We start from the raw sequence: 25,111 nt of genomic DNA, 5'->3' as shown, positions 1-25,111 counted from the left end.
CGAAGAGTCGTCGAACGGTTTCCGGACCGGGTTCGTGGCGATCGTCGGACGTCCGAACGTCGGGAAGTCGACGCTTCTTAATCGCCTGATCGGGCAAAAGATCAGCATCGTATCGCGCAAGGCGCAGACGACCCGGCATCGCGTGACGGGAATCCTGACGAACGACGATGCCCAGTTCGTGTTCGTCGATACGCCGGGATTTCAGACAAAGCACCGTAATGCCTTGAATCGGTCGATGAACCGGACGGTTTCGCAGGTGCTTGGCGACGTCGACCTCGTGTTCTTCGTGATCGAGGCGGGGCGTTTTGGCGAGGATGATCGCAAGGTCGTCGACGTTCTGCCGCAGGGGGCGAAAGTCGTGCTCGTCATCAACAAAGTCGATCGCCTGGCCGACAAGAGTGCCTTGCTGCCCTTCATTGCACGGATGAACGAGGTTTTCCCGTTTGCGGAGATCGTGCCTCTCAGCGCGGAGCGCGGTACGAACGTTGAAGAGTTGTTGAAGGCCGTTACACCCCTGCTCCCCGAAGGGCAGCCCATGTATGGTGCCGACGAAATCACCGACCGGAGTGAACGGTTCCTCGCGGCGGAATTTCTGCGGGAAAAACTGTTCCGGCTCCTCGGTGACGAGTTGCCCTACGGGATCGCGGTAGAAATCGAGAAGTTCGAGACTGAAGGGAACTTGCGACGCATTTTTGCAGCAGTTGTTGTCGACCGCGCAAGTCACAAGGGGATCGTGATCGGCAAGGGCGGAGAGCAGCTGAAGCGGATTGCGAGCGAAGCTCGGGCCGAACTTGAACAACTGTTTGACGGAAAGGTGTTCCTCGAGGTGTGGGTCAAGGTCAAGAGCGGTTGGGCCGATGACGAGCGCGCCCTCAAGAGTCTCGGGTACGAATAATTTCCCGAACCGCGTGAGTTCGTGAGCCAGAAGCAGCGCGTCGAGGAGCAGCCGGGGTTCGTCCTGCATACGCACCCGTGGCGTGAAACCAGTCTTATCGTCGAGGTTTTCTCTCTCGATTTCGGGCGCGTGGCGCTGGTGGCAAAAGGTGCGCGCCGCCCTCAATCCCCGTTGCGTGGCCTACTGATGGCTTTTCAGCCCCTGCTGGTCAGCTGGAGCGGCGGGGGAGAAGTGAAGACCTTGACGCGTGCCGAGTGGTGTGGTGGGCAGCCCCTTCTGACCGGCCGTCCATTGATGTGCGGCTACTATCTCAACGAGCTTTTGTTTCGGCTTACTGCGCGCGAGGATACGCATTCCTCGCTGTTCACCGCCTATTCCGAAGCAATAGCGACGCTGGCGCGCACCGACCTCCTCGCGCCGACCTTGCGCCGGTTCGAACTGACACTGTTGCGGGAATTGGGTTACGGCATCGAGCTGGAAAGCGACGGTGAGTCGGGCGACGCGGTCGAGGCGACGGGCGAGTACCTCTATATAATCGAGCGGGGTCCGGTCCGCTTCGAGGGTGAGGAAGGCGACTTGCAGACCCTCAGCGGGCAGACGCTGCTGGACATGGCGTGTGCCGAATTTTCGCGACCCGAGACGCTGGCGCAGAGCAAGGGCCTGCTTCGGATGCTGATCAATCATTATCTCGGCGGACAGACGCTGCAGTCGCGCCGGGTTCTCAAGGAGTTGCAGGAGCTGTGATCGAACTCGGCGTAAACATCGACCACGTCGCGACCTTGCGGCAGGCCCGTCGCACCTGGGAGCCGGATCCCGTGTGGGCGGCCGTGGAGGCGCATCTGGGTGGCGCGGACGGTATCACGGTGCATCTGCGAGAGGATCGGCGCCATATTCAAGACGACGACGTGCGACGCTTGCGCGATCTGACTCAGGTCAAGCTGAACCTCGAGATGGCCGCGACCGATGAGATGGTTGGCATCGCGTGCGGGCTGAAGCCTGAGATGGCGATGCTCGTGCCTGAGGGGCGCCATGAAGTGACCACCGAAGGTGGCCTGGATGTGGTCGCCCGGGAAGCACGGCTGAAGGACGCCGTGAGCCGTTTGGCCGATGCGGGAATCGTCACGAGCGTCTTCATCGATGCGGAGCTGGCGCAGGTGGAAGCCGCCGCTCGGATCGGAGCGCGGGTTTGCGAGATTCACACGGGCCCTTACGCGCACGCCTTCCATGCCGCGGGGCGTGATGCCGAAAGCGCTGCAGTGTTGGCCGAAGTCGCGAAGGTCGCAAGTGCGGGAGAGGCAATCCGAGGACTGGGCATGCGGTTCAATGCCGGTCATGCGCTCAATTATTACAACGTACAGCCGATCGCGCAGCTACCGGGAGTGCGAGAACTGCACATCGGGCACTCGATCGTCAGTCGTTCTGTATTCAGCGGTCTGCGCGAGGCGGTGCGTGAAATGAAGCGTCTTATGCGCGAGGCCGCAGAGCGCGGAGTCTGAAGGCTGCATGGTTTTCGGCATCGGTACCGATATCGTGCGGATCGGGCGCTTGCGCGAGGCGCTCGAACGTCATGGCGAACGGTTCGCGGCGAGGATTCTTGCCGAGGAAGAGTGGTCCGATTTCAAGGCGAGCCGGGATGCGGCGCGTTATCTGGCAAAGCGTTTTGCTGCGAAGGAAGCCTTCGGCAAGGCGCTCGGGACCGGTGTCGCGGTGCCCGCGACATTGCACGCCGTGGCGGTCGGGCACGATCCCTTGGGGAAACCCGTATTCCGTTTCGGCTCCGAGCTTGCCACCTACATGGCGCAGCGCCAGTTGAGCGCGCACTTGAGTCTGACGGATGAGGCCGATTACGTCGTGGCCTTTGCCCTGATCGAGAAAACATGAACGCTTCTGTCTCACCATCACCGGTCACCCGTCCGCTAGGACCGGTCATGCTCGACGTCGCAGGCACGTCGCTTACCGACGAGGAGCGGGAGCGCCTCCTTGATCCGCTGGTCGGGGGGGTGATCCTGTTTGCGCGCAATTTTTCCGGTTCAGAGCAATTGTCGGCTCTGACGGCTGAGATTCGTGCCCTCCGCGATCCGGCTCTGATTATCGCAGTCGATCAGGAGGGCGGGCGCGTCCAGCGTTTCCGGACCGACGGTTTCAGTCGTTTGCCGTCGATGCGTCGTCTCGGCGAGTTGTGGGACCAGGATCATGTCGAGGCGCTCGCCGCGGCGCGCGTCGTCGGTTTCGTGCTCGCGGCAGAATTGCTCGCTCACGGAGTCGATCTGAGCTTTGCCCCGGTGCTGGATCTCGACTACGGCGACAGCCGTGTCATCGGCGACCGCTCGTTCCATCGCGATCCGCAGGTGACGGCGTCGCTCGCGCAAGCGCTGGTGGCTGGTATGGCGGAGGCGGGGATGGGATGCGTCGGCAAGCATTTTCCCGGGCACGGCTTCGTCGAGGCCGACTCACATCTGGAAGTCCCGGTTGACGATCGGGAATTTGAGACCATTTGGGAGGCCGATGTCCTCCCTTATCGTCACCGCATCGGGCGTCAACTGTCCGGCGTGATGCCGGCCCATGTCATATACCGTCGGATCGATCCGAATCCGGCCGGATTTTCGTCGTTCTGGCTGCAGGACGTGCTGCGCGGGCGGCTGGGGTTCGGCGGGGTGATCTTCAGCGACGACCTGACGATGGAAGGGGCGACCGTCGCCGGCGATATCGTCGGGCGGGCGCGTGCCGCTCATGGGGCCGGATGTGACATGGTGCTTGTATGCAATCGGCCCGACATGGCTGCCGACCTGCTGGATCGTTGGGCGCCGGAGGTTTCCGCCGAAAGTCGTGCGCGCATCGCATCCTTGCGTGGGCGTCCGCAATGCAGCGACCCCTTCGAGCTCGAGTTGCGGCAGGACTATCAAGTCGCGCGTGCCACGGTTGCGGACCTTATCGGCCCGGCCGCCTGAGCGAAGCCCTTATTGGAAGGTGCGTCATGCCGGATAGCTCTCGAGCGTTTGATGCCAAGGCGTTCCTGAAGACGGTACCGGAGGAGCCGGGCGTCTACCGCATGATCGGCCTGGAGGATCGCGTCCTCTACGTCGGCAAGGCGAAGAATCTGAAGCGACGGGTGTCGAGCTACTTCCTGCGCACCCAGTCGAGCCCGCGCATCGCGATGATGGTGTCCCAGATCGAGCGTGTCGACATCACGACGACGCGCTCGGAAGCGGAAGCGCTGATCCTTGAGAACAACCTGATCAAGAGCCTCGCGCCGCGATACAACATCCTTTTCCGCGACGACAAGTCCTACCCTTACATCGAGCTTTCTGCCGACGAATTCCCGCGTCTTGCGTACCACAGAGGGGCCTTTGCCAAAGGAGCGCGCTATTTCGGACCCTTCCCCAACGCGTGGGCGGCGCGCGAGAGCATCCACCTTCTGCAGAAGACCTTCAAGCTGAGGACCTGCGAGAACTCTGTCTTCCAGAACCGTTCGCGTCCTTGTCTGTTGCATCAGATCAAGCGTTGTACGGCGCCGTGCGTGGGATTGATCGATGAAGAGGCCTATGCCGCTGACGTCCGCCTCGCTGCACGATTTCTCGACGGGCGCGCGTCGGAGGTCATTGATGACCTCACCGCTCGCATGCATTCGGCGGCCGAGCGGCTTGTGTTCGAGGAAGCCGCGGCGTGCCGGGATCAGGTGCGCGTGCTGCAGGCGGTTCTGCAGCGGCAGTATGTCGATAGCCGCAAGGACGAGGACGTCGACATCGTCGCGGCGGTCGAGCAGGACGGCCTGACGTGCGTGAATCTTGCCATGGTACGTGGAGGACGCCATCTGGGCGATCGTCCGCAGTTTCCGACGACGGCTGCGGGGTGCGGAGCGCTCGATGCGGTGCTCGCCTTCCTCGAGCAGCATTACCGCGATCAGTCGATGCCGGCCCGCGTGATCCTGAACGTGCCGCTAGATGCGGCGAAGCTGATCATGGCGGACGTCTGCGAGCGCCCCGGAGCGTTGATCCATCCTCGATTTGCGGCGGAGAAGGCGTGGATGGAAATGGCGGAGAACAATGCCAGGCTGGCTATTCAAACGCGGCTCCGTGATACCGATCGGGCCGAGGCGCGGCTCGAAGCGCTGCGCGAGGCGCTCGATCTTCCAGAGCCGCCGGGCCGTATCGAATGTTTCGACATCTCTCACACGATGGGCGAGGCGACTGTCGCGTCGTGCGTGGTGTGTGTCGATGGCGCGATGAAGAATGGCGAATACCGTCGCTACAACATCACGGGCATTACGGGCGGCGACGATTTCGCGGCGATGCGCCAGGTCCTGGAACGCCGCTATGGGAAGGTGGCGGCGGGCGAAGGAGTTCGCCCCGACCTTATCCTGATCGATGGAGGCAAGGGGCAGGTGGGCGCCGCGCTCGAGGTGCTGCGTGAGGTCGGGCTCGATTCAGTTGCGATGGTGGGCGTGGCGAAGGGAGAAGGGCGGAAGCCTGGACTCGAGACGCTCATCTTTCCGGACGGCAGAGAGGGACTGAGTCTGAGGAACGATCATCCCGCTCTGCATCTGGTCCAGGAGATTCGCGACGAGTCCCACCGTTTCGCCATCACGGGCCATCGTGCGCGGCGTGCCAAATCGCGCATCGGTTCGCGCCTCGAGGATATCCCCGGAGTTGGTGCGACGCGTCGGCGAAATCTCTTGGCGAGCTTCGGAGGACTCGATGGAGTCCGTGCGGCAACCGCCGAAGATTTGTGCCGCGTCGATGGCATCAGCCGCAAGCTTGCCGAACAGATATACTCGGCCCTTCACTGAGGCGCTCCGCACAGGCCCTGCAGGCCACGATTGATGCTACTGAATATTCCAAATTCGCTTACCTGGGCGCGCATTGCGCTGATACCGCTGTTCGTCGGGGTCTTCTATTTTCCGAACGACTGGTTCGACGAGCAGAGCAAGAATCTGTGCGCCACCCTGATATTCGTGGTTGCAGCGATTACCGACTGGTTTGACGGTTATCTCGCCCGCGCTCTGAACCAGACGTCTGCTTTCGGTGCGTTTCTCGATCCTGTCGCAGACAAACTGATGGTCGCGGCGGCACTCATTCTGCTCGTGCAACTGGACCGAGTGGATGCGAGCATTGCGGTCGTGATCATCGGACGGGAGATCACCATTTCGGCCTTGCGCGAATGGATGGCCAGGCTGGGCGCCTCGGCTGGCGTTGCCGTTGCATTCGTCGGCAAGCTCAAGACCGCCGCGCAGATGACGGCTATCCCGTTGCTCCTGTTCAATGCGCCGATTCTTTCGGTCGACACGAGACCGATCGGAAGCATCCTCGTCTATATCGCCGCCGCGCTCACACTGTGGTCGATGGGTTACTACCTCCATCGTGCAATGCCACATCTCGCGGGTGAGGATCCGAGGAAGCAGGGAGTCGATCGCGCTCGGTGATGCTGGGCAGATCGGGGGCGCCGGGGTAGAATGCCCGGCCCTGCAGCTGCCGGGGTGGTGAAATTGGTAGACACAGCAGACTTAAAATCTGCCGCCGTCAGGCTTACGGGTTCGAGTCCCGTTCCCGGCACCAGCCGTCGCATGGCGGTCGTTGGCAGCATTGTGGTGAAGGATTCAAAGTGATCGTTCTCAATCTGAGTTGTGATCGCGAACATCGGTTCGAGGGATGGTTCGGTTCGGCCGACGCCTTCGAACTGCAGCGGCAGGCGAGCCAGGTCACGTGCCCCGTCTGCGGTTCCGCTGACATATCCAGGCGCCCCAGCGCTCCCTACGTCAACACCGGCGTCGTGGCTCGTGCCGAGTCGAAGGCGACGACTGCCCGGCAAGATCAAGCGGAAGCTGCGCCGCCGGCGCTGAACCCGGATGCGGTAGCGACAGTGCTCGCAATGATGAGACGAATCGGGCGTGACTCCGAAGACGTCGGCCAGAAGTTTCCTGACGAGGCCCGGCGCATCCATTACGGCGAGAGCGCGGTTCGCAACATCAAGGGGCAAGCCTCGGGCAGCGAGGTCAGAGAGCTGGTCGAGGAGGGTATCATGGTGTTGCCGCTTCCTTCGGACGAAGGGCTGCACTGATCGCCTTCGTCGTGTAAGTTGCCATTCGAGCTAGCAGCGCGCGCAGATCAGCGGTATCCACATTTCCTGAGGTGACAGGCCGCCGTGGACGCCGAGCATCGCGTGCTCGGTCTCGTCCGGCAGGCGATCCAGGATCGTCCAACCGGGTTCCATCAGCAAAACATGCGTCCCCGTGCGTTCTGCGAGTTTCCGATGGGGCTTTCCGGGGCCAAGCAAGCCACTTTGTCGCAGGCTTTCCGACGACGACAAGACCGCTTTGCCGTGCAGCACCTCGTCGGAAAATGCTTTGAAGTCCCTTTCTGCGCCCGGCCGCAGACCGAAGAACGCGGCGCGTCGCTCACCGAATAGAGGGGTGTTCAGGAGCCTCTTGGCGTCGGGGTAGTCTTCGAGGCGGACTTGTTGCTGTGGCGGCGAGTCGATGAAGCCGTGGTCGGCACTCACCACGATGTCGCAGTTGCACCCCTGCAATCGTTCGAGCAGGCGCGAGAAGGATGCGTCGATGCGCTGAAAGCGTGCAATGACCTGGCTCGACTCGCAGCCGTGAGTGTGGCTTAGTGCGTCGAATACGGGGTAGTAGGCGTGGACGTAGCCGCTCTGAGTGCCGAAGGACTGCAATTCGCGGACGATCGCGTCGACCATGCTGTCGAGGCCCGTATAGGGGGCAACGCGGGCGCCTCGGCTGTGACGCCGGGAGAATGGGGATCCGGCAAGGTAATGCGGATAGATCAGGCTGGCCGGACGACCGCGGTGCTGGAAAAGCGTCTGGTAGGGAAACAGCCGTTGCAATGGGAAAAGTCCTTCCACCGGTCCGTTGCCGCGCACGAGCATCGGCAGTGGGGCAAGGACGCCGCCGAAGCGACGATCGTGGACGAACCATCCGGTCAGTCCGTGTGCTGCGGGGGCGAGGCCGGTCAGGGTCGTCGTGACCGCACTGGCGGTCGTGCTGGGGAATACGGAGGTCAGGTGCCCGGTCCGATGCGCGAGCAAGGTGCTTCCTGTGCCGAAGCGCTGCAGGAAGGTATCGCCTAGGCCATCGACGAGGAGGAAGACCAGGGATCGGTTTGCGTCCTCGTTTCGCGCCGCCCCGTTCGACGGCGGCGTCCACGCCCGTCCTTGGAGGTAGGCGCGGAAGCTCGCGACGAGACCGTATAGGCCGCCGTCACCGTAATCCGGAACCACGGCGTCGCGAGGAAGTGCCAAGGGTGCGATATCCGCGACGGGAGGCGTGCGTGATCGAAGCATCGAGGCCGGCCCTGAAAGAACAAAAGGGAAGGTGCATCGGCACCTTCCCTTTGTCAATTTCTGGAGCGGGAAACGAGTCTCGAACTCGCGACCTCAACCTTGGCAAGGTTGCGCTCTACCAACTGAGCTATTCCCGCAAATACTTCTGGAGGCGCGAGCCGGAGTCGAACCGACCTACACGGATTTGCAATCCGGTGCATAACCGCTTTGCTATCGCGCCGTCTTTCGGTTGGAAAGACCTTACGGGGCCTCTCCGAGAATTCTGGAGCGGGAAACGAGTCTCGAACTCGCGACCTCAACCTTGGCAAGGTTGCGCTCTACCAACTGAGCTATTCCCGCTGAAAGAGCCGCTATTATAGATTCTGATTTCATTCCGTCAAGTGGTTCCGTAAATTTCCCTTTGACGGAATTTCCTCTCGGCTGCTCAATGCTCCCGGGGCCCCTTCTTCTTGCCGGGCTTCCCCGACCAGGGCTTGTCGTGGCCGCGTTCCTGATGGGGCGGTTTGCCTGCGGCCGGCTTGGCGCCGGCCCATGGCTTGCGTTCGCCGGAGCGATTATCGCCACTGGGCTTGCGCGAATCAAAGTCCTGATTGCGCGGACGGGCCGGCCGGCGCGGCGGCGGGGCATCGCCCTCGAAGCGGCTGATCTCGAGCTGACGCTGACGCACGCGTACCCGACGCAGGATTTCCAGTACGTCCTGCGAGAGGTCGGCCGGAAGTTCGACCGTACTGTAGTCTTCGTACAGATTGATCTGACCGATGAAGCGGCTTTCGATCCCGGCTTCGTTGGCGATCGCGCCGACGATGTCCTTCGGGCTCGCCATCTGGTTGCGACCCACCTCGATGCGGTAGCGCTGCAAGCGCCCGTCCGAGACTGCGCGGCGCCGCTCGAGAATGGCGTCGCGATTCTCACGCGGTTCGCGTTCGCGTTCATGCCGGGGAGCATTCAATTGGGCGATGTCAGGACCGGTGCCCATCGGCAATTGCAGCGGACGATCTTTTTGCGCGAGGAAGGCGAGGGCTGCTGCGATGGAGTGCACTTCAGCCTCCTGTTCAGCCTCGATGCCGGAAACGACCTCCTCGAAGAAATCCAGGTCTTCGGACTGCAGCACCTGCGCGACCTGTTGCCGGAACGCAGCAACACGCTTGTCCGCGACGGCTTCGCGCGTCGGCAGTTGCAGGGGCTCGATTGGCTGACGAGTCGCGCGTTCGATTACCTTGAGCATGCGCATCTCGCGCGGTGTGACGAAAAGGACCGCGCTGCCGGTGCGTCCGGCGCGGCCGGTTCGGCCGATGCGGTGGACGTAGGCTTCGGTGTCGTAGGGGATGTCGTAGTTGATGACGTGGCTGATGCGCGGCACGTCGAGCCCGCGTGCGGCCACGTCAGTCGCCACGACGATGTCGAGTGCGCCGCCTTTGAGCTGCTCGATCACGCGTTCGCGCAGCTGTTGCGTCATGTCGCCGTTCAGCGCCGCTGCCGAATAGCCGCGCGCTTCGAGCTTGTCGGCGAGTTCGACGGTCGCAGTCTTGGTGCGCGCAAAGATGATCGCCGCGTCGAGGTCTTCCTCGACTTCGAGGATGCGCGTCAGGGCGTCGAGCTTGTGGGCGATGCCGATCTGGCAGAAGCGCTGGCGGATGCTCGCGACGGTTGTCGTGCTCGAGCGGATCTTGACTTCGCGCGGCTCACGCAGATAGCGGTGCGCGACGCGCCGGATAGGGTCAGGCATCGTCGCGGAGAACAGTGCGGTCTGTCGTTCCGTCGGGGCATGTTCGAGGATCCATTCGACGTCGTCGATGAAGCCCATGCGCAGCATCTCGTCGGCTTCATCGAGCACGAGCGTCTTCAGATCGTCGAGGTTGAGGCTGCGGCGCTCGAGGTGATCCATTACACGACCGGGGGTGCCGACGACGACGTGGGCGCCGCGATCAAGCTGGCGAAGCTGGACGACCATGCTTTGTCCGCCGTAGATCGGCAGCACGTGGAAGCCGGGCAAGTGTCGCGCGTAGCGTTGGAAGGCTTCGGCGACCTGGATCGCGAGTTCGCGCGTGGGCGTCAGGACGAGCACCTGCGGGCGTTTGAGCGAGAGATCGAGACGATCGAGCAGGGGCAGCGCAAAGGCCGCGGTCTTGCCGGTGCCGGTCTGGGCTTCGCCGAGAATGTCGTGTCCGTCCAACAGCTGCGGGATACAGGCGGCCTGGATGGGCGAAGGCGTCTCGTAGCCGATGCCGGCGAGCGCCTCCAGAATGGGGGCGCGGAGGCCGAGCTGCTCGAAGGAGTCGATGGTCTGGGTCATGGGAAAGGCCGGGGTGCAGAAGACGTTGGGGGACGCGCGAAGCGGATAGTCGGCGTCGCAGAACACATCATCCTACCCAATTCGTGCCCGTGATGCTCGATTCGATGGGGGAATTGGCGAAGCCTACCCCCTTGTTCGAGGGGGTAGGCTGAAGGATGGTCGAATTTTGATCCGGGTGCTGAAGGACTGCAGAAGTGCGGTCGGATCGCAGAGCTTGGCCTCGTAGCGAGGCGCAGCCGGGCGAGGCCGGCTATCTGGCGGTGATCAGGCGCGGACGTTGGCCGTACGGTGGGACTGGATGATCGGGAGCAGTTGGCCGAAAACCTTGGGGGTACCGGCGACGACGTTGCCGGTTTCCAGGTAGGTGCCTTCTCCGGCCAGGTCACTGACGAGACCGCCGGCTTCCTGCACCAGAAGAACGCCGGCGGCCATGTCCCAAGGCTGAAGGCCCAGCTCCCAGAAGCCATCCACGCGGCCGCACGCGACGTAGGCGAGATCGAGCGAAGCTGCGCCGGGGCGGCGGATGCCCGCGGTCTTCTGCGTCAGGTCCTTGAACATCGCGAGGTACATGTCGACGTTGTCGAACTCGCGGAAGGGGAAGCCCGTACCGATGAGGGATTCATTGAGGCGCGTGCGCTTCGAGACGCGGATGCGGCGGTCGTTCAGGAATGCACCGCGCCCCTTCGTGGCGGTGAAGAGCTCGTTGCGGGTCGGGTCGAAGATGACGGCCTGCTCGATCACGTTATTCTTGGCCAGTGCGATTGAAATCGCATACTGCGGGAAGCCGTGGATAAAATTGGTGGTGCCGTCGAGCGGGTCGATGATCCACTGGTATTCGGAGTCGCCGGACTGGCCGGACTCCTCTGCTAGAATGCCGTGATCCGGGTAGGCTTCGCGCAGCACCTCGATGATGGCGGCTTCCGCGGCTTGGTCGATTTCGGTAACGAAATCGTTCGACGACTTGGTTTGGACGGCAAGCTGGTCCAGCTGCAACGAGGCCCGGTTGATGATGTTACCCGCGCGGCGGGCGGCTTTCACTGCGATATTCAGGGTGGGATGCATGCGCGTCGGTCTCGCTGGCGACCGCCCCGACGGGCCGGCCGCTCATGAAAATTCGAATAAAACGCAGCATTTTACTATATGAACGCCGTTGGCGCGCTTGACCGTATCCGCATCGTACTGACTCGTACCACCCATCCCGGAAATATCGGCGCGGCTGCCCGTGCCATGAAGACGATGGGACTGCGCCGCCTGTACCTCATCGAGCCGGCGTCCTTTCCCGATCCCGTCGCGGTCGCGCGTGCTTCTGGTGCCGACGACATCCTGGACGCCGCGGTCGTCGTCGGCAGTCTGGACGAGGCGCTGCAAGGGACGATTCTTGCCGCGGCGGTGACGGCGCGGCGGCGCGAACGGTCGGTGGCCCCGCGCAGCGCGCGAGAAGGCGCAATCGAGCTTCTCGCTCACACGGGCGGGGGCGACGTGGCGCTGGTGTTTGGAACCGAAGCAACCGGGCTCACGAACGAGGAGGTCGAGCGCTGCTCGATGCCCGTGTCGATTCCGGCGAATCCGGGTTATTCGTCGCTCAATCTCGGTGCCGCGGTGCAGCTGCTGTGCTACGAACTGCGGATGGCCTGCATGACACCGCCGCCCGCTGCCAATATCGCTTCGAATCTCGCGAGCTTCGACGAAGTCGAGGGCTTCTACGGGCATCTGGAGGGGGCCATGATCCGCAGCGGTTTCTACGATCCGGCAAATCCGAAGCGCCTGATGCAGCGGCTGCGCAGATTGTTCGGGCGTACGCGTCTCGAAAAGGAGGAGGTCAATATCCTCCGTGGCATCATTGCTGCGTTCGAGCGCAAACTTGACTAAGATTGTCGGAAAATAATTTCAAAGACTCGGTCGTCGGGAGTTAATCATTCATGTTTCGCCGCCTGCGTGAAGATCTGGCCAGCGTACGCGAACGCGATCCGGCTGCGCGTTCGACCTGGGAGGTCCTGACCTGCTATCCGGGCATTCATGCGCTGTTCCTCCATCGGCTCGCGCATGCGGCGTGGGGACGCCGTTTCTACTGGGTCGGTCGCTTCGTGAGCCATATCGGTCGCTTTCTCACGGGGATCGAGATCCATCCGGGCGCGACAATCGGGCGCCGCGTCTTCATCGACCATGGCATGGGCGTCGTGATCGGCGAGACGGCCGAGATCGGAGACGACTGCACGATCTATCAAGGCGTGACGCTCGGCGGCACCTCGCTCTACCGTGGCACCAAACGCCACCCGACGCTTGGAACAGGCGTCGTCATCGGGGCCGGCGCGAAGGTGTTGGGCGGGTTTACCGTCGGAGACGGCGCTCGGGTGGGCTCCAATGCTGTGGTCGTGAAGCCGGTTCCCGCCGGCGCCACGGCCGTCGGTAATCCTGCCCGCGTGATCGACAACGAACGCGACCAGGCGCGCGAGCAGAAGGCCGAGCAGATGGGCTTTTCGGCATATGGCGTCACCAAGCAGATGGATGACCCGATGGCGAAGGCGTTGCATGCGCTCCTCGATCATGCGGTGGAAACCGATCGTCGTATCCAAGGCTTGATCGAACGCTTCGAGAAAGCCGGATTCAAGGTCGACGAAGACATTGAAAAATGTGACGCCTTCGACGTGCAAAAGCTCTCCAAGATGGTGGATTGAGGCTATTCACAGTAGTTGACCAATTTTGTCGGGCTCCGTATAGTTGAGCGAAACGTTCGGGTATTTCCCCGGGCGATAAACTCCGACAAGTGAGGGCCTCCAACATGAGACTGACCACCAAAGGGCGATTTGCGGTGACTGCAATGATCGATCTGGCATCGCGCCAGACCGAAGGTCCGGTGACTTTGGCCGGGATCGCCGAACGTCAGAAGATTTCCTTGTCCTACCTCGAGCAGTTGTTCGGCAAGTTGCGCCGTCATAAGCTGGTTTCCAGCGTTCGCGGTCCTGGCGGCGGCTATCGCCTCGCCCGCGACATGAGCCGCATCACCGTTGCGGACATCATCGTTGCGGTCGATGAGCCCCTGGATGCGACGCTGTGCGGCGGCAAGCAGAACTGCCACGACGAGCATCGTTGCCTGACGCACGATCTGTGGACCAACCTGAACAAGCGGATGTACGAGTACCTGGATTCGGTGACGCTCGGCGCGCTGGTGCGACGCGAGATCAAAGCGGATCCGGATATGGGCGTGCTGAAGGACGTCCGGCGACGGGCGATGGTCGCGGTTCGCGAGGCGGCAGTCGCCTGACGCAGACGAACCGGACAAGCTCGATGTTCGCTCCCGTATATCTCGACTGGAATGCCACCAGCCCGCTCGATCCGGCCGTGCTCGACGCGATGTTGCCGTGGCTCGGTAGCCGGTTCGGTAATGCGTCCAGTCGACACGAATACGGTCGGCAGGCAAGGGCGGCGATCGACGAGGCCCGGGCACGGGTGGCTGCGGCGGTCGGTGCGCATGCGACCGAGGTGATCTTCACGAGCGGGGGATCCGAGGCGAACAACCTGTTCATCAAGGGCGCCGCTGCGGTGCTGAAGCCGGGTATGGTCGCCATCAGCGCGATAGAGCATCCGTGCGTGCGTGAGCCGGCGCGGCAACTGCGGCGCGCGGATTGGACGGTGCGCGAAATCGCGGTCGACCGCCAGGGCGTGATCAAGGCGTCGGACTGGCAGGCGGTCTTGGCGGCGCGGCCGTCGCTGGTGTCGGTGATGCTCGCGAACAACGAGACCGGCGTGCTGCAGGACGTGCCGGCGTTGGCGCGCGAAGCGCGCTCGGTAGGAGCATGGTTTCACACCGACGCGGTGCAGGCCTTCGGCAAGGTCCCGGTCGATTTTCGGGCGGTGGGCGTCAATGCGATGACCTTGTCGGCGCACAAGATCGGCGGTCCGTTGGGAGCCGGGGCCTTGGTGCTCGATAAGCGGGTCGAGCTTGCACCCCTGGTGGCGGGCGGCGGTCAGGAACGCGGATTACGTTCTGGTACGGAGAACATTGCTGCGATCGTCGGCTTCGGTGTGGCATGCGAATTGGCGGCGGCGCGTGTGGACGCCGAAACGCTGCGTCTCGCCGAATTGCGCCATCGCCTGGAGGCCGCGCTGGCTGAGCGAGACGTACGGATTTTTTCTGCCGGTGCGCGGCGGCTGCCGAATACGGTCTTCTTTGCCATCGACGGGATCGACGGGGAAACGCTGGTCGCGAAGCTCGATCGCGCAGGATTTGCCTGTGCCAGCGGCTCGGCCTGCTCCAGCGCGAACCCGGAGCCGTCTCATACCTTGCTGGCAATGGGTGTCGAGCCCGAGGTTGCTCGTGGCGCGGTGCGCGTCAGCCTCGGCCGCGATACCCGTACCGAAGATGTCGAACAGTTCGTCGGCTGCCTCGGGCGGCTGATCAGTGAGCTCAGTAATTTGGCCGCGGTGGCGGTCCAACAATAAAGCAGTGAATTTGCAGATCGACGGAGGATCACGATGCTGAAGTTTCCGATTTACCTGGATTACTCCGCCACAACGCCGGTCGATCCGCGCGTGGCCGAGGCGATGATCCCGTGGCTGACCGAGAAGTTCGGCAATCCGGCGAGCCGGTCGCACGCCTATGGCTGGGACGCCGAAAAGGCGGTGGAGGATGCGCGCGAGCAGGTTGCGGCGCTCGTCAACGCGGATGCCAAGGAAATCGTGTGGACTTCGGGCGCGACCGAGTCGAACAACCTCGCGATCAAGGGCGCGGCGCATTTCTACAAGTCGAAGGGCAAGCACATCATCACCGTCAAGACCGAACACAAGGCGGTTCTGGACACGGTGCGCGAGCTCGAACGCCAGGGTTTCGAAGCAACCTACCTCGACGTTCAGGAAGACGGTCTGATCGACCTGGACGCCTTCAAGCAGGCCCTGCGTCCGGACACGATCGTCGTCTCCGTGATGTTCGTGAATAATGAAATCGGCGTGGTCCAGCCGATTGCAGAGATCGGCGAGATCTGTCGCGAAAAGGGCATCGTGTTCCACGTCGACGCCGCGCAAGCGACGGGCAAGGTCGAGATCGACCTGTCGAAGCTGAAAGTCGACCTGATGTCGTTTTCGGCGCACAAGACCTACGGTCCGAAGGGCATCGGCGCGCTGTATGTGCGTCGCAAGCCGCGCGTACGGATCGAAGCGCAAATGCATGGCGGTGGCCACGAGCGCGGACTGCGTTCGGGCACGCTCGCGACGCACCAGATCGTCGGCATGGGCGAAGCCTTCCGCATCGCGCGCGAAGAGATGGCAGTGGAGAACGAACGTATCCGCGTGCTGCGCGACCGTTTGCTGAAGGGCCTGCAGGACATCGACGCGACCTATGTCAACGGCGACATGGAGCAGCGCGTGCCGCACAACCTCAACATCTCCTTCGCGTATGTCGAAGGCGAGTCGCTGATCATGGCGATCAAGGATGTGGCGGTATCGAGCGGTTCGGCCTGTACGTCCGCAAGCCTGGAGCCATCTTACGTGCTGCGCGCGCTGGGCCGCGAAGACGAACTCGCGCACAGCTCCATCCGTTTCACCATCGGCCGCTTTACGACCGATGAAGACGTCGATTACACCATCGACCTGCTGCATCGGAAGATCGGCAAGCTGCGCGAGCTCTCGCCGCTGTGGGAGATGGTGCAGATGGGCGTCGACTTGAACTCCGTTCAGTGGGCTGCCCACTGAACCAATGGATTGGGAGAACTGAAATGGCATATAGCGAAAAGGTCCTCGACCACTACGAAAACCCCCGCAACGTCGGTTCCTTCGGCAAGGAAGAGGACGGCGTCGGAACCGGCATGGTCGGCGCACCGGCCTGTGGCGACGTGATGAAGCTGCAGATCAAGGTGGGCAAGGATGGCGTCATCGAAGACGCGAAGTTCAAGACCTACGGTTGCGGCTCGGCGATCGCTTCGAGCTCGCTGGTGACCGAATGGGTCAAGGGCAAGACCGTCGAGCAGGCGCTCGAGATCAAGAATACGCAGATCGCCGAGGAACTGGCGCTGCCTCCGGTTAAAATCCACTGCTCGATCCTCGCCGAAGACGCGATCAAGGCGGCGGTGGAAGACTATCGCAAGAAGAATCAAGCCTGATTATTGAGCTGAGGATAGAGCCATGGCTGTAACGCTGAGTGCAAGGGCTGCGAAACACGTTTCGGACTTCATGGCGAAACGTGGCAAGGGGCTTGGAATTCGTCTGGGCGTGAAGACGTCCGGCTGTTCCGGCATGGCATATCGCCTCGAGTTCGTCGACGAGACCGAGGCGGAGGATATGGTGTTCGAGAGCAACGGCGTGAAGGTCATCATCGACCCGAAGAGCCTGGCGTACCTAGACGGCACGGAACTGGATTTCGTTCGCGAAGGGCTGAACGAGGGCTTCAAGTTCAACAACCCGAACGTCAAGGACGCCTGCGGCTGCGGCGAGAGTTTCACCGTCTGATCACCTTCGCTGACCGCTCATGAGCATCGACCTGCAGCAGGATTACTTCGAGCTGTTCGGCCTCCAGCGCCGTTTTCAGTTGGACGAGACGGCACTGGAGCTTGCCTACCACGATCTTCAGGGGCGGGTTCATCCGGATCGCTATGCGCATCTGCCGGATACCGAGAAGCGCTTGTCGATGCAGTGGGCGACGCGCGTCAACGAGGCTTTTCGCATGCTGCGGAAGCCGCTGACTCGGGCGACCTATCTGCTTGAGTTGTGCGGCGTCGATGCCGGACTGCATACCAATACGGCGATGTCGCCTGCGTTCCTGATGGAACAGATGGAATGGCGCGAGGGGGTTGAGGAAGCTCGTTCGGCGGGCGATGCCGATGAGCTCACCCAACTGCATCAGCGGCTGCGCCAGCACGCCCGCGAGGTCTTCGAAGAGCTCGCGCGCCAATTCGACGAACAGCAGGATTACGCTGGCGCCGCCGAGACGATTCGCCGCCTGATGTTCATGGAAAAACTCCAACAAGAGATCGATGACGCCCTCGAGGCGCTGGAAACCTGATGGCCCTATTGCAAATCGCCGAACCGGGTCAGTCCACAGAGCCGCACAAGCATCGGCTTGCAGTCGGCATTGACCTCGGTACCACTAATTCGTTGGTCGCAACTGTCCGTAACGGAATTGCGGTATGTCTGAACGACGAGGAAGGGCGCGCCATGGTCCCCTCGGTCGTGCGCTACCACGCGGACGGCGATGTCGAGGTCGGGCGTACGGCTGCTGCGGCGCAGGTGGTCGACCCCAAGAACACCATCATTTCGGTCAAGCGCTTCATGGGGCGCGGCCTGAACGATGTCGCTCACATCGAGACAATGCCCTACGATTTCGTTGATACGGGGGGCATGTTGCGGTTGCGCACGGTGCAGGGTGTGCGTACTCCGGTCGAGATTTCGGCCGAAATCCTGCGCACACTTGCCGATCGTGCACACGCGAGCCTTGGCGGAGAGCTGACGGGTGCCGTGATCACGGTACCGGCCTACTTCGACGACGCGCAGCGGCAGGCGACGAAGGACGCGGCGAAGCTCGCGGGCCTCAACGTCCTGCGGCTGCTCAACGAGCCGACGGCCGCTGCGGTCGCCTACGGACTGGATAACGCTGCCGAAGGCGTCTATGCGGTCTACGACCTAGGCGGCGGGACGTTCGACCTGTCGATCCTGAAGCTCTCGCGCGGTATTTTCGAGGTGCTCGCGACAAACGGCGATGCGGCATTGGGGGGCGATGACTTCGATCACCGGCTCTTCTGCTGGGTGCTCGACAAGGCGAAGATTGCGCCGCCGTCGAGCGAAGATGCACGCCGGCTGCACATCAGGGCGCGCGAAGCGAAGGAACTCCTGACGGTCAGCGAAGAAGCGGCGATCAATGTGAAGCTGGCGTCGGGCGAGCAGGTGAATCTGACCGTGACGCGCAACGAGTTCGCCGAGATGACGAGCCACCTCGTGCAAAAGACGGTCGCGCCGATGCGTCGCGCGCTGCGCGATGCGGGTCTCGCGGCGGACGACATCAAGGGCGTGGTGATGGTCGGCGGGGCGACGCGCATGCCGCATGTGCAGCGTGCCGTTGGGGAGTTCTTCGGCCAGGAGCCGCTGACGAATCTTGACCCCGACAAGGTCGTCGCGCTGGGCGCGGCTATCCAGGCGAATGTGCTCGCCGGCAACCGCAAGGCCGACGACGAGTGGCTGTTGCTCGATGTGATTCCGCTCTCGCTCGGCCTCGAGACAATGGGCGGTTTGACTGAAAAGGTCATTCCGCGGAATTCGACGCTGCCGATGGCGCGTGCCCAGGAATTCACGACCTTCAAGGACGGCCAGACCGCAATGGCCTTCCACGTCGTGCAGGGCGAACGCGAGTTGGTCTCCGACTGCCGATCGCTCGCGCGGTTCGAACTGCGCGGCATTCCGCCGATGGCCGCGGGGGCGGCACGGATTCGCGTGACCTTCCAGGTCGACGCCGACGGCTTGCTCGCGGTGTCTGCACGCGAAATGTCCTCGGGCGTCGAGGCCAGCGTGTTGGTGAAACCTTCGTACGGACTCACCGACGACGAGATCGCAGGCATGTTGCGCGAAGGCGTCGAGCGGGCGTCGGACGACATGAACGCTCGAGCATTGCGTGAACAGCAGGTCGAGGCCGATCGAGTCATCGAGGCCACCTTGCACGCGCTCGAGCAGGATGGCGAACTGCTCGATGCCGAGGAGCGTGCCACGATCGACGCCGCAATAACGGAATTGCGCAGGGTGGCTACGGGGAAGGACGCGCAAGCCGTGAAGAAGGGGATCGGCGCGCTGAGCCGCGCGACGGACGAATTTGCCGCTCGCCGCATGGACAAGAGTATCCGTACGGCCTTGACGGGTCACAAGGTGGATGAGATTCAGGTATGACGCAGATCATTGTATTGCCGCATGTCGAGCTGTGCCCGGACGGCACCGTGATCGAGGCAGAACCGGGTACGTCCATCTGCGACGCCTTGCTGCGTAACGGGATCGAGATCGAACACGCTTGCGAGCAATCGTGCGCCTGCACGACCTGTCACGTGGTCGTGCGCGAGGGGTTCAATTCACTGCCGGATGCCGAGGAGGAGGAAGAGGATCTTCTCGACAAGGCCTGGGGACTGGAGCCGCAGTCGCGCCTGTCCTGTCAAGCTGTCGTCCAGGAAGATCCGTTGGTAGTCGAGATTCCGCGCTACACGATCAACATGGCGAGAGAAGGCAAGCACTGACATGAAGTGGACCGAAGTCCAGGAGATCGCGATCCAGCTCTCCGATACGCATCCGAACGTGGACCCGACCGGCGTAAATTTCGTCGACCTGATGAACTGGGTGATGGCGCTGCCGGAATTCGACGACGAGCCCAAGCATTGCGGAGAGCGTGTGCTCGAGGCAATCCAGCAGGCGTGGATCGACGAGGCTGCCTGAGTCCTGCGCTCGCCGAACAGATCAATAACCGGAATTGGTGTGGGTTGTTTGGTTGAGGTTCAGCCAGTAACGAGCCAAGAGCCCGATCACCATCACGAAGCGGCCAAGTTCGACCGGTTTCAGCACGTAGCTATTTGCGCCTAGACGATAGGCTTCGCGAATGTCATTCGGATCGTGCGAGCTGGTCAGGATCACCAGTGGAATGAGGCTGCTTCGTTCGTGCGCGCGGATGCGCCTCACGAGCTCGAAGCCGTCGATCCGCGGCAGCTTGAGGTCCATCACGATGACCGCGGGCAGCCGCGCCGATTCGGGCCTGCGCCCGCTGTCTTCTCCGAACAGGAAATCCAGCGCCTCGACGCCATCCCGCGCGACGACGACGGCATTGGTGATGCCGTTTTCGCGAAGCGCATGCAGCGTCAGCGTTTCCTCGTTCGGGTTGTCCTCGACGAGAAGGATATAGCGGTCCCCTGCCATGATGTTCCTTGAAGTGGGCCGGCGCGTGGCAGCTCGCCCGATGGCGCGGGAACGAGGATCCTCAGGCGGGAAGATCCTCGGCGCGCAGCACGAACACCATGTCATCGCCTCCGTTGCCAGAAAGCCATACGAAGGGAAGATCAGGGAACGCGGCTTCCACGATATGACGATTATGCCCGACTTCGACGGCGAGTACGCCATGAGGATTGAGGTGCTTGCGCGACTCGGCCAACAGGCGGCGCACGACGTCGAGGCCATCTTCGCCTGCCGCCAGCGCCATGCGCGGCTCATGCAGGTATTCCGGTGGCAGCGTTTCCATCGAGTCGGCGGTGACGTACGGTGGATTGCTGATGATCAGGTCGAAACGCCGGCCGCCGAGTTCGTCGAAGACGTCGCTCTTGACGAGTTCGACGCGGTCTTCGAGCGAATATTCGGCAACATTCGAATGGGCGACTTCGAGCGCATCCTCGGAGAGGTCGACGCCGACGACCTGCGCGTTTGGAAAGGCATGCGCCATGAGGATCGCGAGGCAGCCGGAACCCGTGCACATGTCGAGGGCGCTGTCCACCGCTGCAGGATCTTCGATCCACGGTGAAAAGCCGTCTTCGAGATGTTCGGCGAAGAAGGAGCGGGGAACGATCACGCGCTCGTCGACGTTGAAGCGGTATTCGCCGAGCCAGGCTTCGCCCGTCAGGTAGGCGGCGGGGATTCGTTCCTCGGCGCGGCGTTCAATGACATTGAAGATCTCCCCCCGTTCCTCGCCGGTGATGCACGCGTCCAGGAAAGGTTCGAGGCGGTCGAGTGGCAGCGACAGCGTATGTAGCAGCAGCCACACGGCTTCGTCGTAGGCGTTGTCGCAGCCGTGGCCGAAGAAGAGGCCCGCGCGGTTAAAGCGCGTCACGGCGTAGCGCAGCCAGTCGCGCAGCGTGACGAGTTCGGCAAGCGGGCCGCTCTCGTGTTCGTGCTCGTGACCCTCGTCGCCGGCGTCGTGGTGATGGTCGCAGCAGTTGTGGCTCATGATCAGTTCCGATTCGGGGCGAGCAGGGCGCGAAGGGCGCCTTCGTAGATCGCGGTTAGCGGTTCGATGGCGTCGACGGCGACGCGTTCATCGACCTTGTGGATGGTGGCGTTGACTGGTCCGAATTCGACGACCTCGTTGCAGATGTCGGCGATGAAGCGGCCGTCAGAGGTGCCACCGCTGGTCGAAAGCTCCGTTTCGACACCGACCGTGTCGCGAATCGCGTCGGTCAATGCAGCGACCAGCTTGCCGCGGCCGGTCAGGAAGGGTTTGCCGGAGAGGTGCCAGTCGAGTTCGTAGTCGAGTCCGTGACGGTCGAGGATCTCGTGAGTCCGGCGCTTGAGCTCCTCGGCCGTGCTGACCGAGGCGAAGCGGAAGTTGAAGAGCACTTCGCATACGCCTGGGATGACGTTGTTGGCGCCCGTGCCGGCGTGGATGTTCGAGACCTGCCAGGTCGTCGGCGGGAAGAATTCGTTGCCTTCGTCCCAGTGGATCGACGCAAGTTCGGCGAGCGCCGGAGCGAATTCGTGGATCGGGTTGCGTGCGAGCTGCGGATAGGCGACGTGGCCTTGGACACCCTTGACGCGCAAGGTGCCGGATAGCGAGCCGCGGCGTCCGTTCTTGATCGTGTCGCCCAGGGTATTGACTGAGGTCGGTTCGCCGACGATGCAGTAGTCGAGACGTTCGCCGCGGGCGGCCAGCGCTTCGACGACCTTGACGGTGCCGTGGGTGGCGATACCTTCCTCATCGGAGGTCAGCAGCAGGGCGATCGAGCCCTCGTGATCCGGATTGGCGGCGACGAAGCGTTCGATCGACGTGACGAAGGCCGCGAGCGAGGTTTTCATGTCGGCCGCGCCGCGCCCGTACAGAAAGCCGTCGCGGACCGTGGGCTCGAACGGGCGACTCTGCCACGCGCTTTCCGGACCGGTTGGGACGACATCGGTATGGCCGGCGAAGCACAGGATCGGGGCCGCGTTTCCGCGGCGCGCCCACAGATTGCTGACGCCGCCGGTGTCGATACGCTCGAAGTGGAATCCGAGCGGGGCAAGGCGCTCGGCGATGAGTTCGAGGCAACCGGCGTCTTCGGGCGTTACGGAGTTGCGGGCAATGAGGTCACAGGCCAGCGCAAAGGTGGCCGTTGGGGGAGTAGAGGTCATTGTTTGAAATCGATACGTTGTGCGGGCGGCTGTAGCGCCGCCCGCATCCGTCAGCGCCCTTGGTCGTCGTCGAGGTGGAGCGCGAACTCACTGAACGAGGCTCCGTCGCCCGACGACGGCTGGAAATCCACGGTCGGCGGCATATCACTGCCCGCCGAAGCGGCAGCCTCGTTGTTGATCTGGGCGTTGTTGATGAGCCACGCGAGGTTGGTCGGCGAATCCGCGTTGGCGAGCGCTTCCTCGAAGGTGATGATGCCTTCGCGGTACAGACGATGGAGATCCTGCTCGAAGGTCTGCGACCCGGGGGCGAGACTCTGCTGCATCGCCTCCTTCACTTCGTTGAGCTCGCCGCGTTCGACCAGTTCGGCGACGTGGCGCGTGTTCATCAGGATCTCGACGGCCGGCGTGCGGATGCCGTCCGGCTTGCGCACGAGTCGCTGGGAGATGATGCACTTCAGCGCGACCGCAAGATCCAGGAACAGCAACGAGCGGTTCTCGAGCGGGAAGAAGTTAACGATGCGGTTGAGCGCGTGGTAGGCGTTGTTCGCGTGGAGCGTGGCGAGGCAGAGGTGGCCGGTTTGCGAATAGGCAAGCGCCGCCTGCATCGTTTCGCGGTCGCGGATTTCGCCGATCAGGATGCAGTCGGGCGCCTGGCGCATCGCGTTGCGCAACGCTTCGTGCCAACCGAGGGTGTCGATGCCGACTTCGCGCTGGTTGACGACCGATTTGCGGTGCTTGAAGAGGTATTCGATCGGGTCCTCGACCGTCAGGATGTGGCCCGAACGGTTGCGGTTCCGGTGGTCGATCATCGAGGCCAGCGTCGTCGACTTGCCGGAGCCGGTCGCGCCGACGACGAGCAGCAGCCCGCGCTTCTCGGTCACGACTTCGGCGAGCACCGGTGGCAACCCGAGCGTGTCGAGCGACGGGATCTCGCCCTGGATGTAGCGGACGACGATCGCGATGCTATGGCGCTGCCAGAAGACGTTGACGCGGAAGTTGCCCATGTCGCGCCGACCGAAGGACAGATTGAGCTCCTTCTCCGTTTCGAAGGTTTCGATCTGCTCCGGGGTCATCATCTCGTAGATCATCCGCTTGATCATGGACGGGTCCATGTTCTGCTGGTTGATCGGCATCGTGATGCCCTGGATCTTGATATGGATCGGGGCGCCGGCGGAAATGAAGATGTCCGACGCGGCCTTTTCGGCCATCAACTGAAACAGCTTGTCGAAAATCATCGCGGAGTCTCCGGAGCGTGGCCTTGCAAGTCGGTGGGCATGAGCGCGGGGATGTTGATGTCCCCGCGTGGTTGGCAGTCTTAGGCGCCGCGCAGCAGCTCGTTGATGCCGGTCTTCGCGCGCGTCTGGGCGTCGACGCGCTTGACGATGACCGCGCAGTACAGGCTGTACTTGCCGTCGGCCGAGGGCAGGCTGCCCGGGACGACCACGGCGCCGGACGGCACACGGCCGTAGAAGACCTCGCCGGTTTCGCGATCGTAGATCTTGGTGCTCTGGCCGATGTAGACGCCCATCGACAGTACGGCGTTTTCTTCGATGATCACGCCTTCGACGACTTCGGAGCGCGCGCCGACGAAGACGTTGTCTTCGATGATGACTGGGCCGGCCTGGACCGGCTCGAGCACGCCACCGATACCGACGCCGCCCGACAGGTGCACGTTCTTGCCGATCTGGGCGCAGGAGCCAACGGTGGCCCAGGTGTCGACCATGGTGCCTTCATCGACGTAGGCGCCGATGTTCACGTAGGAGGGCATCAGCACGACGTTTTTCGCGATGTAGCTGCCCTTGCGCGCGACGGCTGGCGGTACGACGCGGAAGCCGCCTTCGCGGAACTGCTCGGGGGTGTAGTCGCCGAACTTGGTCGGGACCTTGTCGAAGAAATTCAGCGCGCCTGCGGACTGAACTTCGTTGTCGCGCAGGCGGAAGGAGATCAGGACGGCCTTTTTGATCCACTGGTTGACGGTCCAGTTGCCGTCGATCTTTTCGGCGACGCGCAGGCGGCCGCTGTCCAGTCCGTTGATGACTTCGGCGACCGCGTCACGAATAACGGCCGGTGCCGACGAGGGCGACAGGCTGGCACGGTTTTCGAAAGCGTCGTCGATGATCTTTTGCAGTTCTTGCATGGGGAATTTCCGATTTTTCAGAGAGTTTGGCAGAAGGCTGCGATCCGTTCGGCAGCCTCCAGGCATTCGGACGTTTCGGCCACCAGGGCGATCCGCACGAAACCGGCGCCCGGATTGACGCCGTTGGCCTCCCGGGCGAGGAAACTGCCGGGCAGGACGGTCACATTATATGCAGCCTGCAGGCGGCGGGCGAACTCGGTGTCGGAGATCGGCGTCTGCGCCCACAGGTAGAAGCTCGCGTCGGGACGCTCGACCTTGAGGTGGCGCGCGATGATCGGGGTCACGCGATCGAATTTGTCGCGGTACAGGCGGCGGTTTTCGATGACGTGCGCTTCGTCGTTCCAGGCGGCGGTCGAGGCGGCCTGCACCGACGGGCTCATCGCGCAGCCGTGATAGGTGCGGTAGAGCAGGAAGGATTTCATGATCGCTGTATCGCCGGCGACGAAGC

The 25,111-nt window shown here is 62.8% G+C and carries 28 protein-coding genes and 4 tRNA genes; 20 read left to right on the top strand and 12 right to left on the bottom strand.

Annotation, left to right across the window (positions count from 1 at the left end; all coding sequences use genetic code 11):
- From era to VJ673_RS12005, 9 genes are all read left to right on the top strand, one after another.
- The coding region (gene era / locus VJ673_RS12045; RefSeq protein ID WP_324126340.1) for a GTPase Era at positions 1–895 on the top strand (895 nt) is incomplete at its 5' end.
- Positions 896–916: 21 nt separating this feature from the next.
- Positions 917–1,639 (top strand): DNA repair protein RecO, encoded by a 723-nt coding sequence (recO, locus tag VJ673_RS12040; protein WP_324126339.1) that lies wholly within the window; start codon positions 917–919, stop codon positions 1,637–1,639.
- Positions 1,636–2,391, top strand: coding sequence for a pyridoxine 5'-phosphate synthase (locus VJ673_RS12035; RefSeq protein WP_324126338.1), 756 nt, complete (start codon positions 1,636–1,638; stop codon positions 2,389–2,391). Before recO ends, VJ673_RS12035 begins: the two co-directional genes overlap by 4 nt.
- A gap of 7 nt (positions 2,392–2,398) precedes the next feature.
- Positions 2,399–2,776, top strand: coding sequence for a holo-ACP synthase (gene acpS / locus VJ673_RS12030; protein ID WP_324126337.1), 378 nt, complete (start codon positions 2,399–2,401; stop codon positions 2,774–2,776).
- Between the two features lie 47 nt (positions 2,777–2,823).
- Positions 2,824–3,843: a beta-N-acetylhexosaminidase gene (gene nagZ / locus VJ673_RS12025; protein ID WP_324126336.1), complete on the top strand. Its 1,020-nt coding sequence runs from the start codon at positions 2,824–2,826 to the stop codon at positions 3,841–3,843.
- 26 nt (positions 3,844–3,869) lie between these two features.
- Complete coding sequence (gene uvrC / locus VJ673_RS12020) at positions 3,870–5,681, top strand: excinuclease ABC subunit UvrC (RefSeq protein ID WP_324126335.1); 1,812 nt, start codon at positions 3,870–3,872, stop codon at positions 5,679–5,681.
- Between the two features lie 33 nt (positions 5,682–5,714).
- Positions 5,715–6,314 (top strand): CDP-diacylglycerol--glycerol-3-phosphate 3-phosphatidyltransferase, encoded by a 600-nt coding sequence (gene pgsA, locus VJ673_RS12015; RefSeq protein WP_324126334.1) that lies wholly within the window; start codon positions 5,715–5,717, stop codon positions 6,312–6,314.
- 48 nt (positions 6,315–6,362) lie between these two features.
- Positions 6,363–6,447, top strand: a tRNA-Leu gene (locus VJ673_RS12010).
- A 46-nt stretch (positions 6,448–6,493) separates the two neighbouring features.
- Positions 6,494–6,949: a DUF1178 family protein gene (locus VJ673_RS12005; protein ID WP_324126333.1), complete on the top strand. Its 456-nt coding sequence runs from the start codon at positions 6,494–6,496 to the stop codon at positions 6,947–6,949.
- 30 nt (positions 6,950–6,979) lie between these two features.
- Here VJ673_RS12005 and VJ673_RS12000 read toward each other — a convergent pair whose 3' ends face one another.
- The 6 genes from VJ673_RS12000 to VJ673_RS11975 all read right to left on the bottom strand — a co-directional run bounded on the left by VJ673_RS12000 (position 6,980) and on the right by VJ673_RS11975 (position 11,546).
- A complete protein-coding gene (locus VJ673_RS12000; RefSeq protein ID WP_324126332.1) occupies positions 6,980–8,149 on the bottom strand; it encodes an alkaline phosphatase family protein in 1,170 nt (389 codons plus the stop codon).
- A gap of 103 nt (positions 8,150–8,252) precedes the next feature.
- Positions 8,253–8,328, bottom strand: a tRNA-Gly gene (locus VJ673_RS11995).
- 9 nt (positions 8,329–8,337) lie between these two features.
- Positions 8,338–8,411, bottom strand: a tRNA-Cys gene (locus VJ673_RS11990).
- Positions 8,412–8,454: 43 nt separating this feature from the next.
- A tRNA-Gly gene (locus VJ673_RS11985) sits at positions 8,455–8,530 on the bottom strand.
- A gap of 85 nt (positions 8,531–8,615) precedes the next feature.
- Entirely contained in the window at positions 8,616–10,484 is a 1,869-nt protein-coding gene (locus tag VJ673_RS11980; RefSeq protein ID WP_324126331.1) for a DEAD/DEAH box helicase, read from the bottom strand.
- Between the two features lie 264 nt (positions 10,485–10,748).
- On the bottom strand, positions 10,749–11,546 hold the full coding sequence (locus VJ673_RS11975; protein ID WP_324126330.1) for an inositol monophosphatase family protein: 798 nt from the start codon (positions 11,544–11,546) through the stop codon (positions 10,749–10,751).
- Positions 11,547–11,624: 78 nt separating this feature from the next.
- Between VJ673_RS11975 and VJ673_RS11970 the strand changes: the two genes are divergently transcribed.
- From VJ673_RS11970 to iscX, 11 genes are all read left to right on the top strand, one after another.
- Positions 11,625–12,353, top strand: a complete 729-nt coding sequence (locus tag VJ673_RS11970; RefSeq protein ID WP_324126329.1) for an RNA methyltransferase — start codon at positions 11,625–11,627, stop codon at positions 12,351–12,353.
- Between the two features lie 50 nt (positions 12,354–12,403).
- Positions 12,404–13,159 carry a serine O-acetyltransferase gene (gene cysE, locus VJ673_RS11965; RefSeq protein WP_324126328.1) on the top strand — a complete coding sequence of 252 codons (756 nt, stop codon included), beginning with the start codon at positions 12,404–12,406 and terminating at the stop codon, positions 13,157–13,159.
- A gap of 104 nt (positions 13,160–13,263) precedes the next feature.
- A complete protein-coding gene (iscR, locus tag VJ673_RS11960) occupies positions 13,264–13,746 on the top strand; it encodes a Fe-S cluster assembly transcriptional regulator IscR (protein ID WP_324126327.1) in 483 nt (160 codons plus the stop codon).
- 23 nt (positions 13,747–13,769) lie between these two features.
- A complete protein-coding gene (locus tag VJ673_RS11955) occupies positions 13,770–14,924 on the top strand; it encodes a cysteine desulfurase family protein (protein ID WP_324126326.1) in 1,155 nt (384 codons plus the stop codon).
- A 33-nt stretch (positions 14,925–14,957) separates the two neighbouring features.
- On the top strand, positions 14,958–16,169 hold the full coding sequence (locus tag VJ673_RS11950; protein ID WP_491700805.1) for an IscS subfamily cysteine desulfurase: 1,212 nt from the start codon (positions 14,958–14,960) through the stop codon (positions 16,167–16,169).
- Positions 16,170–16,192: 23 nt separating this feature from the next.
- Positions 16,193–16,576 (top strand): Fe-S cluster assembly scaffold IscU, encoded by a 384-nt coding sequence (gene iscU, locus VJ673_RS11945; RefSeq protein ID WP_015436425.1) that lies wholly within the window; start codon positions 16,193–16,195, stop codon positions 16,574–16,576.
- Positions 16,577–16,598: 22 nt separating this feature from the next.
- Positions 16,599–16,922, top strand: coding sequence for an iron-sulfur cluster assembly protein IscA (iscA, locus tag VJ673_RS11940; RefSeq protein WP_324126325.1), 324 nt, complete (start codon positions 16,599–16,601; stop codon positions 16,920–16,922).
- A 19-nt stretch (positions 16,923–16,941) separates the two neighbouring features.
- A complete protein-coding gene (hscB, locus tag VJ673_RS11935; RefSeq protein WP_324126324.1) occupies positions 16,942–17,475 on the top strand; it encodes a Fe-S protein assembly co-chaperone HscB in 534 nt (177 codons plus the stop codon).
- On the top strand, positions 17,475–19,343 hold the full coding sequence (gene hscA / locus VJ673_RS11930) for a Fe-S protein assembly chaperone HscA (RefSeq protein WP_324126323.1): 1,869 nt from the start codon (positions 17,475–17,477) through the stop codon (positions 19,341–19,343). Before hscB ends, hscA begins: the two co-directional genes overlap by 1 nt.
- On the top strand, positions 19,340–19,681 hold the full coding sequence (gene fdx, locus VJ673_RS11925) for an ISC system 2Fe-2S type ferredoxin (protein ID WP_324126322.1): 342 nt from the start codon (positions 19,340–19,342) through the stop codon (positions 19,679–19,681). Before hscA ends, fdx begins: the two co-directional genes overlap by 4 nt.
- Position 19,682: 1 nt before the next feature.
- A complete protein-coding gene (gene iscX / locus VJ673_RS11920) occupies positions 19,683–19,877 on the top strand; it encodes a Fe-S cluster assembly protein IscX (RefSeq protein WP_324126321.1) in 195 nt (64 codons plus the stop codon).
- 21 nt (positions 19,878–19,898) lie between these two features.
- On the opposite strand, the gene VJ673_RS11915 is transcribed toward iscX, so the two are convergent.
- The 6 genes from VJ673_RS11915 to VJ673_RS11890 form a co-directional block, all read right to left on the bottom strand.
- Complete coding sequence (locus VJ673_RS11915; RefSeq protein ID WP_324126320.1) at positions 19,899–20,351, bottom strand: response regulator; 453 nt, start codon at positions 20,349–20,351, stop codon at positions 19,899–19,901.
- Positions 20,352–20,412: 61 nt separating this feature from the next.
- Positions 20,413–21,369, bottom strand: coding sequence for a 50S ribosomal protein L3 N(5)-glutamine methyltransferase (gene prmB, locus VJ673_RS11910; protein ID WP_324126319.1), 957 nt, complete (start codon positions 21,367–21,369; stop codon positions 20,413–20,415).
- 2 nt (positions 21,370–21,371) lie between these two features.
- A complete protein-coding gene (dapE, locus tag VJ673_RS11905; protein ID WP_324126318.1) occupies positions 21,372–22,526 on the bottom strand; it encodes a succinyl-diaminopimelate desuccinylase in 1,155 nt (384 codons plus the stop codon).
- A gap of 50 nt (positions 22,527–22,576) precedes the next feature.
- Complete coding sequence (locus tag VJ673_RS11900; protein ID WP_324126317.1) at positions 22,577–23,761, bottom strand: PilT/PilU family type 4a pilus ATPase; 1,185 nt, start codon at positions 23,759–23,761, stop codon at positions 22,577–22,579.
- 80 nt (positions 23,762–23,841) lie between these two features.
- Positions 23,842–24,663, bottom strand: a complete 822-nt coding sequence (gene dapD, locus VJ673_RS11895; RefSeq protein ID WP_324126316.1) for a 2,3,4,5-tetrahydropyridine-2,6-dicarboxylate N-succinyltransferase — start codon at positions 24,661–24,663, stop codon at positions 23,842–23,844.
- A gap of 17 nt (positions 24,664–24,680) precedes the next feature.
- A partial coding sequence (locus VJ673_RS11890) for an aminotransferase class I/II-fold pyridoxal phosphate-dependent enzyme (RefSeq protein WP_324126315.1) occupies positions 24,681–25,111 on the bottom strand: 431 nt, incomplete at its 5' end.

This window comes from Aromatoleum sp., assembly GCF_035254505.1.
Lineage (GTDB): Bacteria > Pseudomonadota > Gammaproteobacteria > Burkholderiales > Rhodocyclaceae > Aromatoleum.
This window is presented reverse-complemented; position numbering and strand designations above follow the sequence as displayed.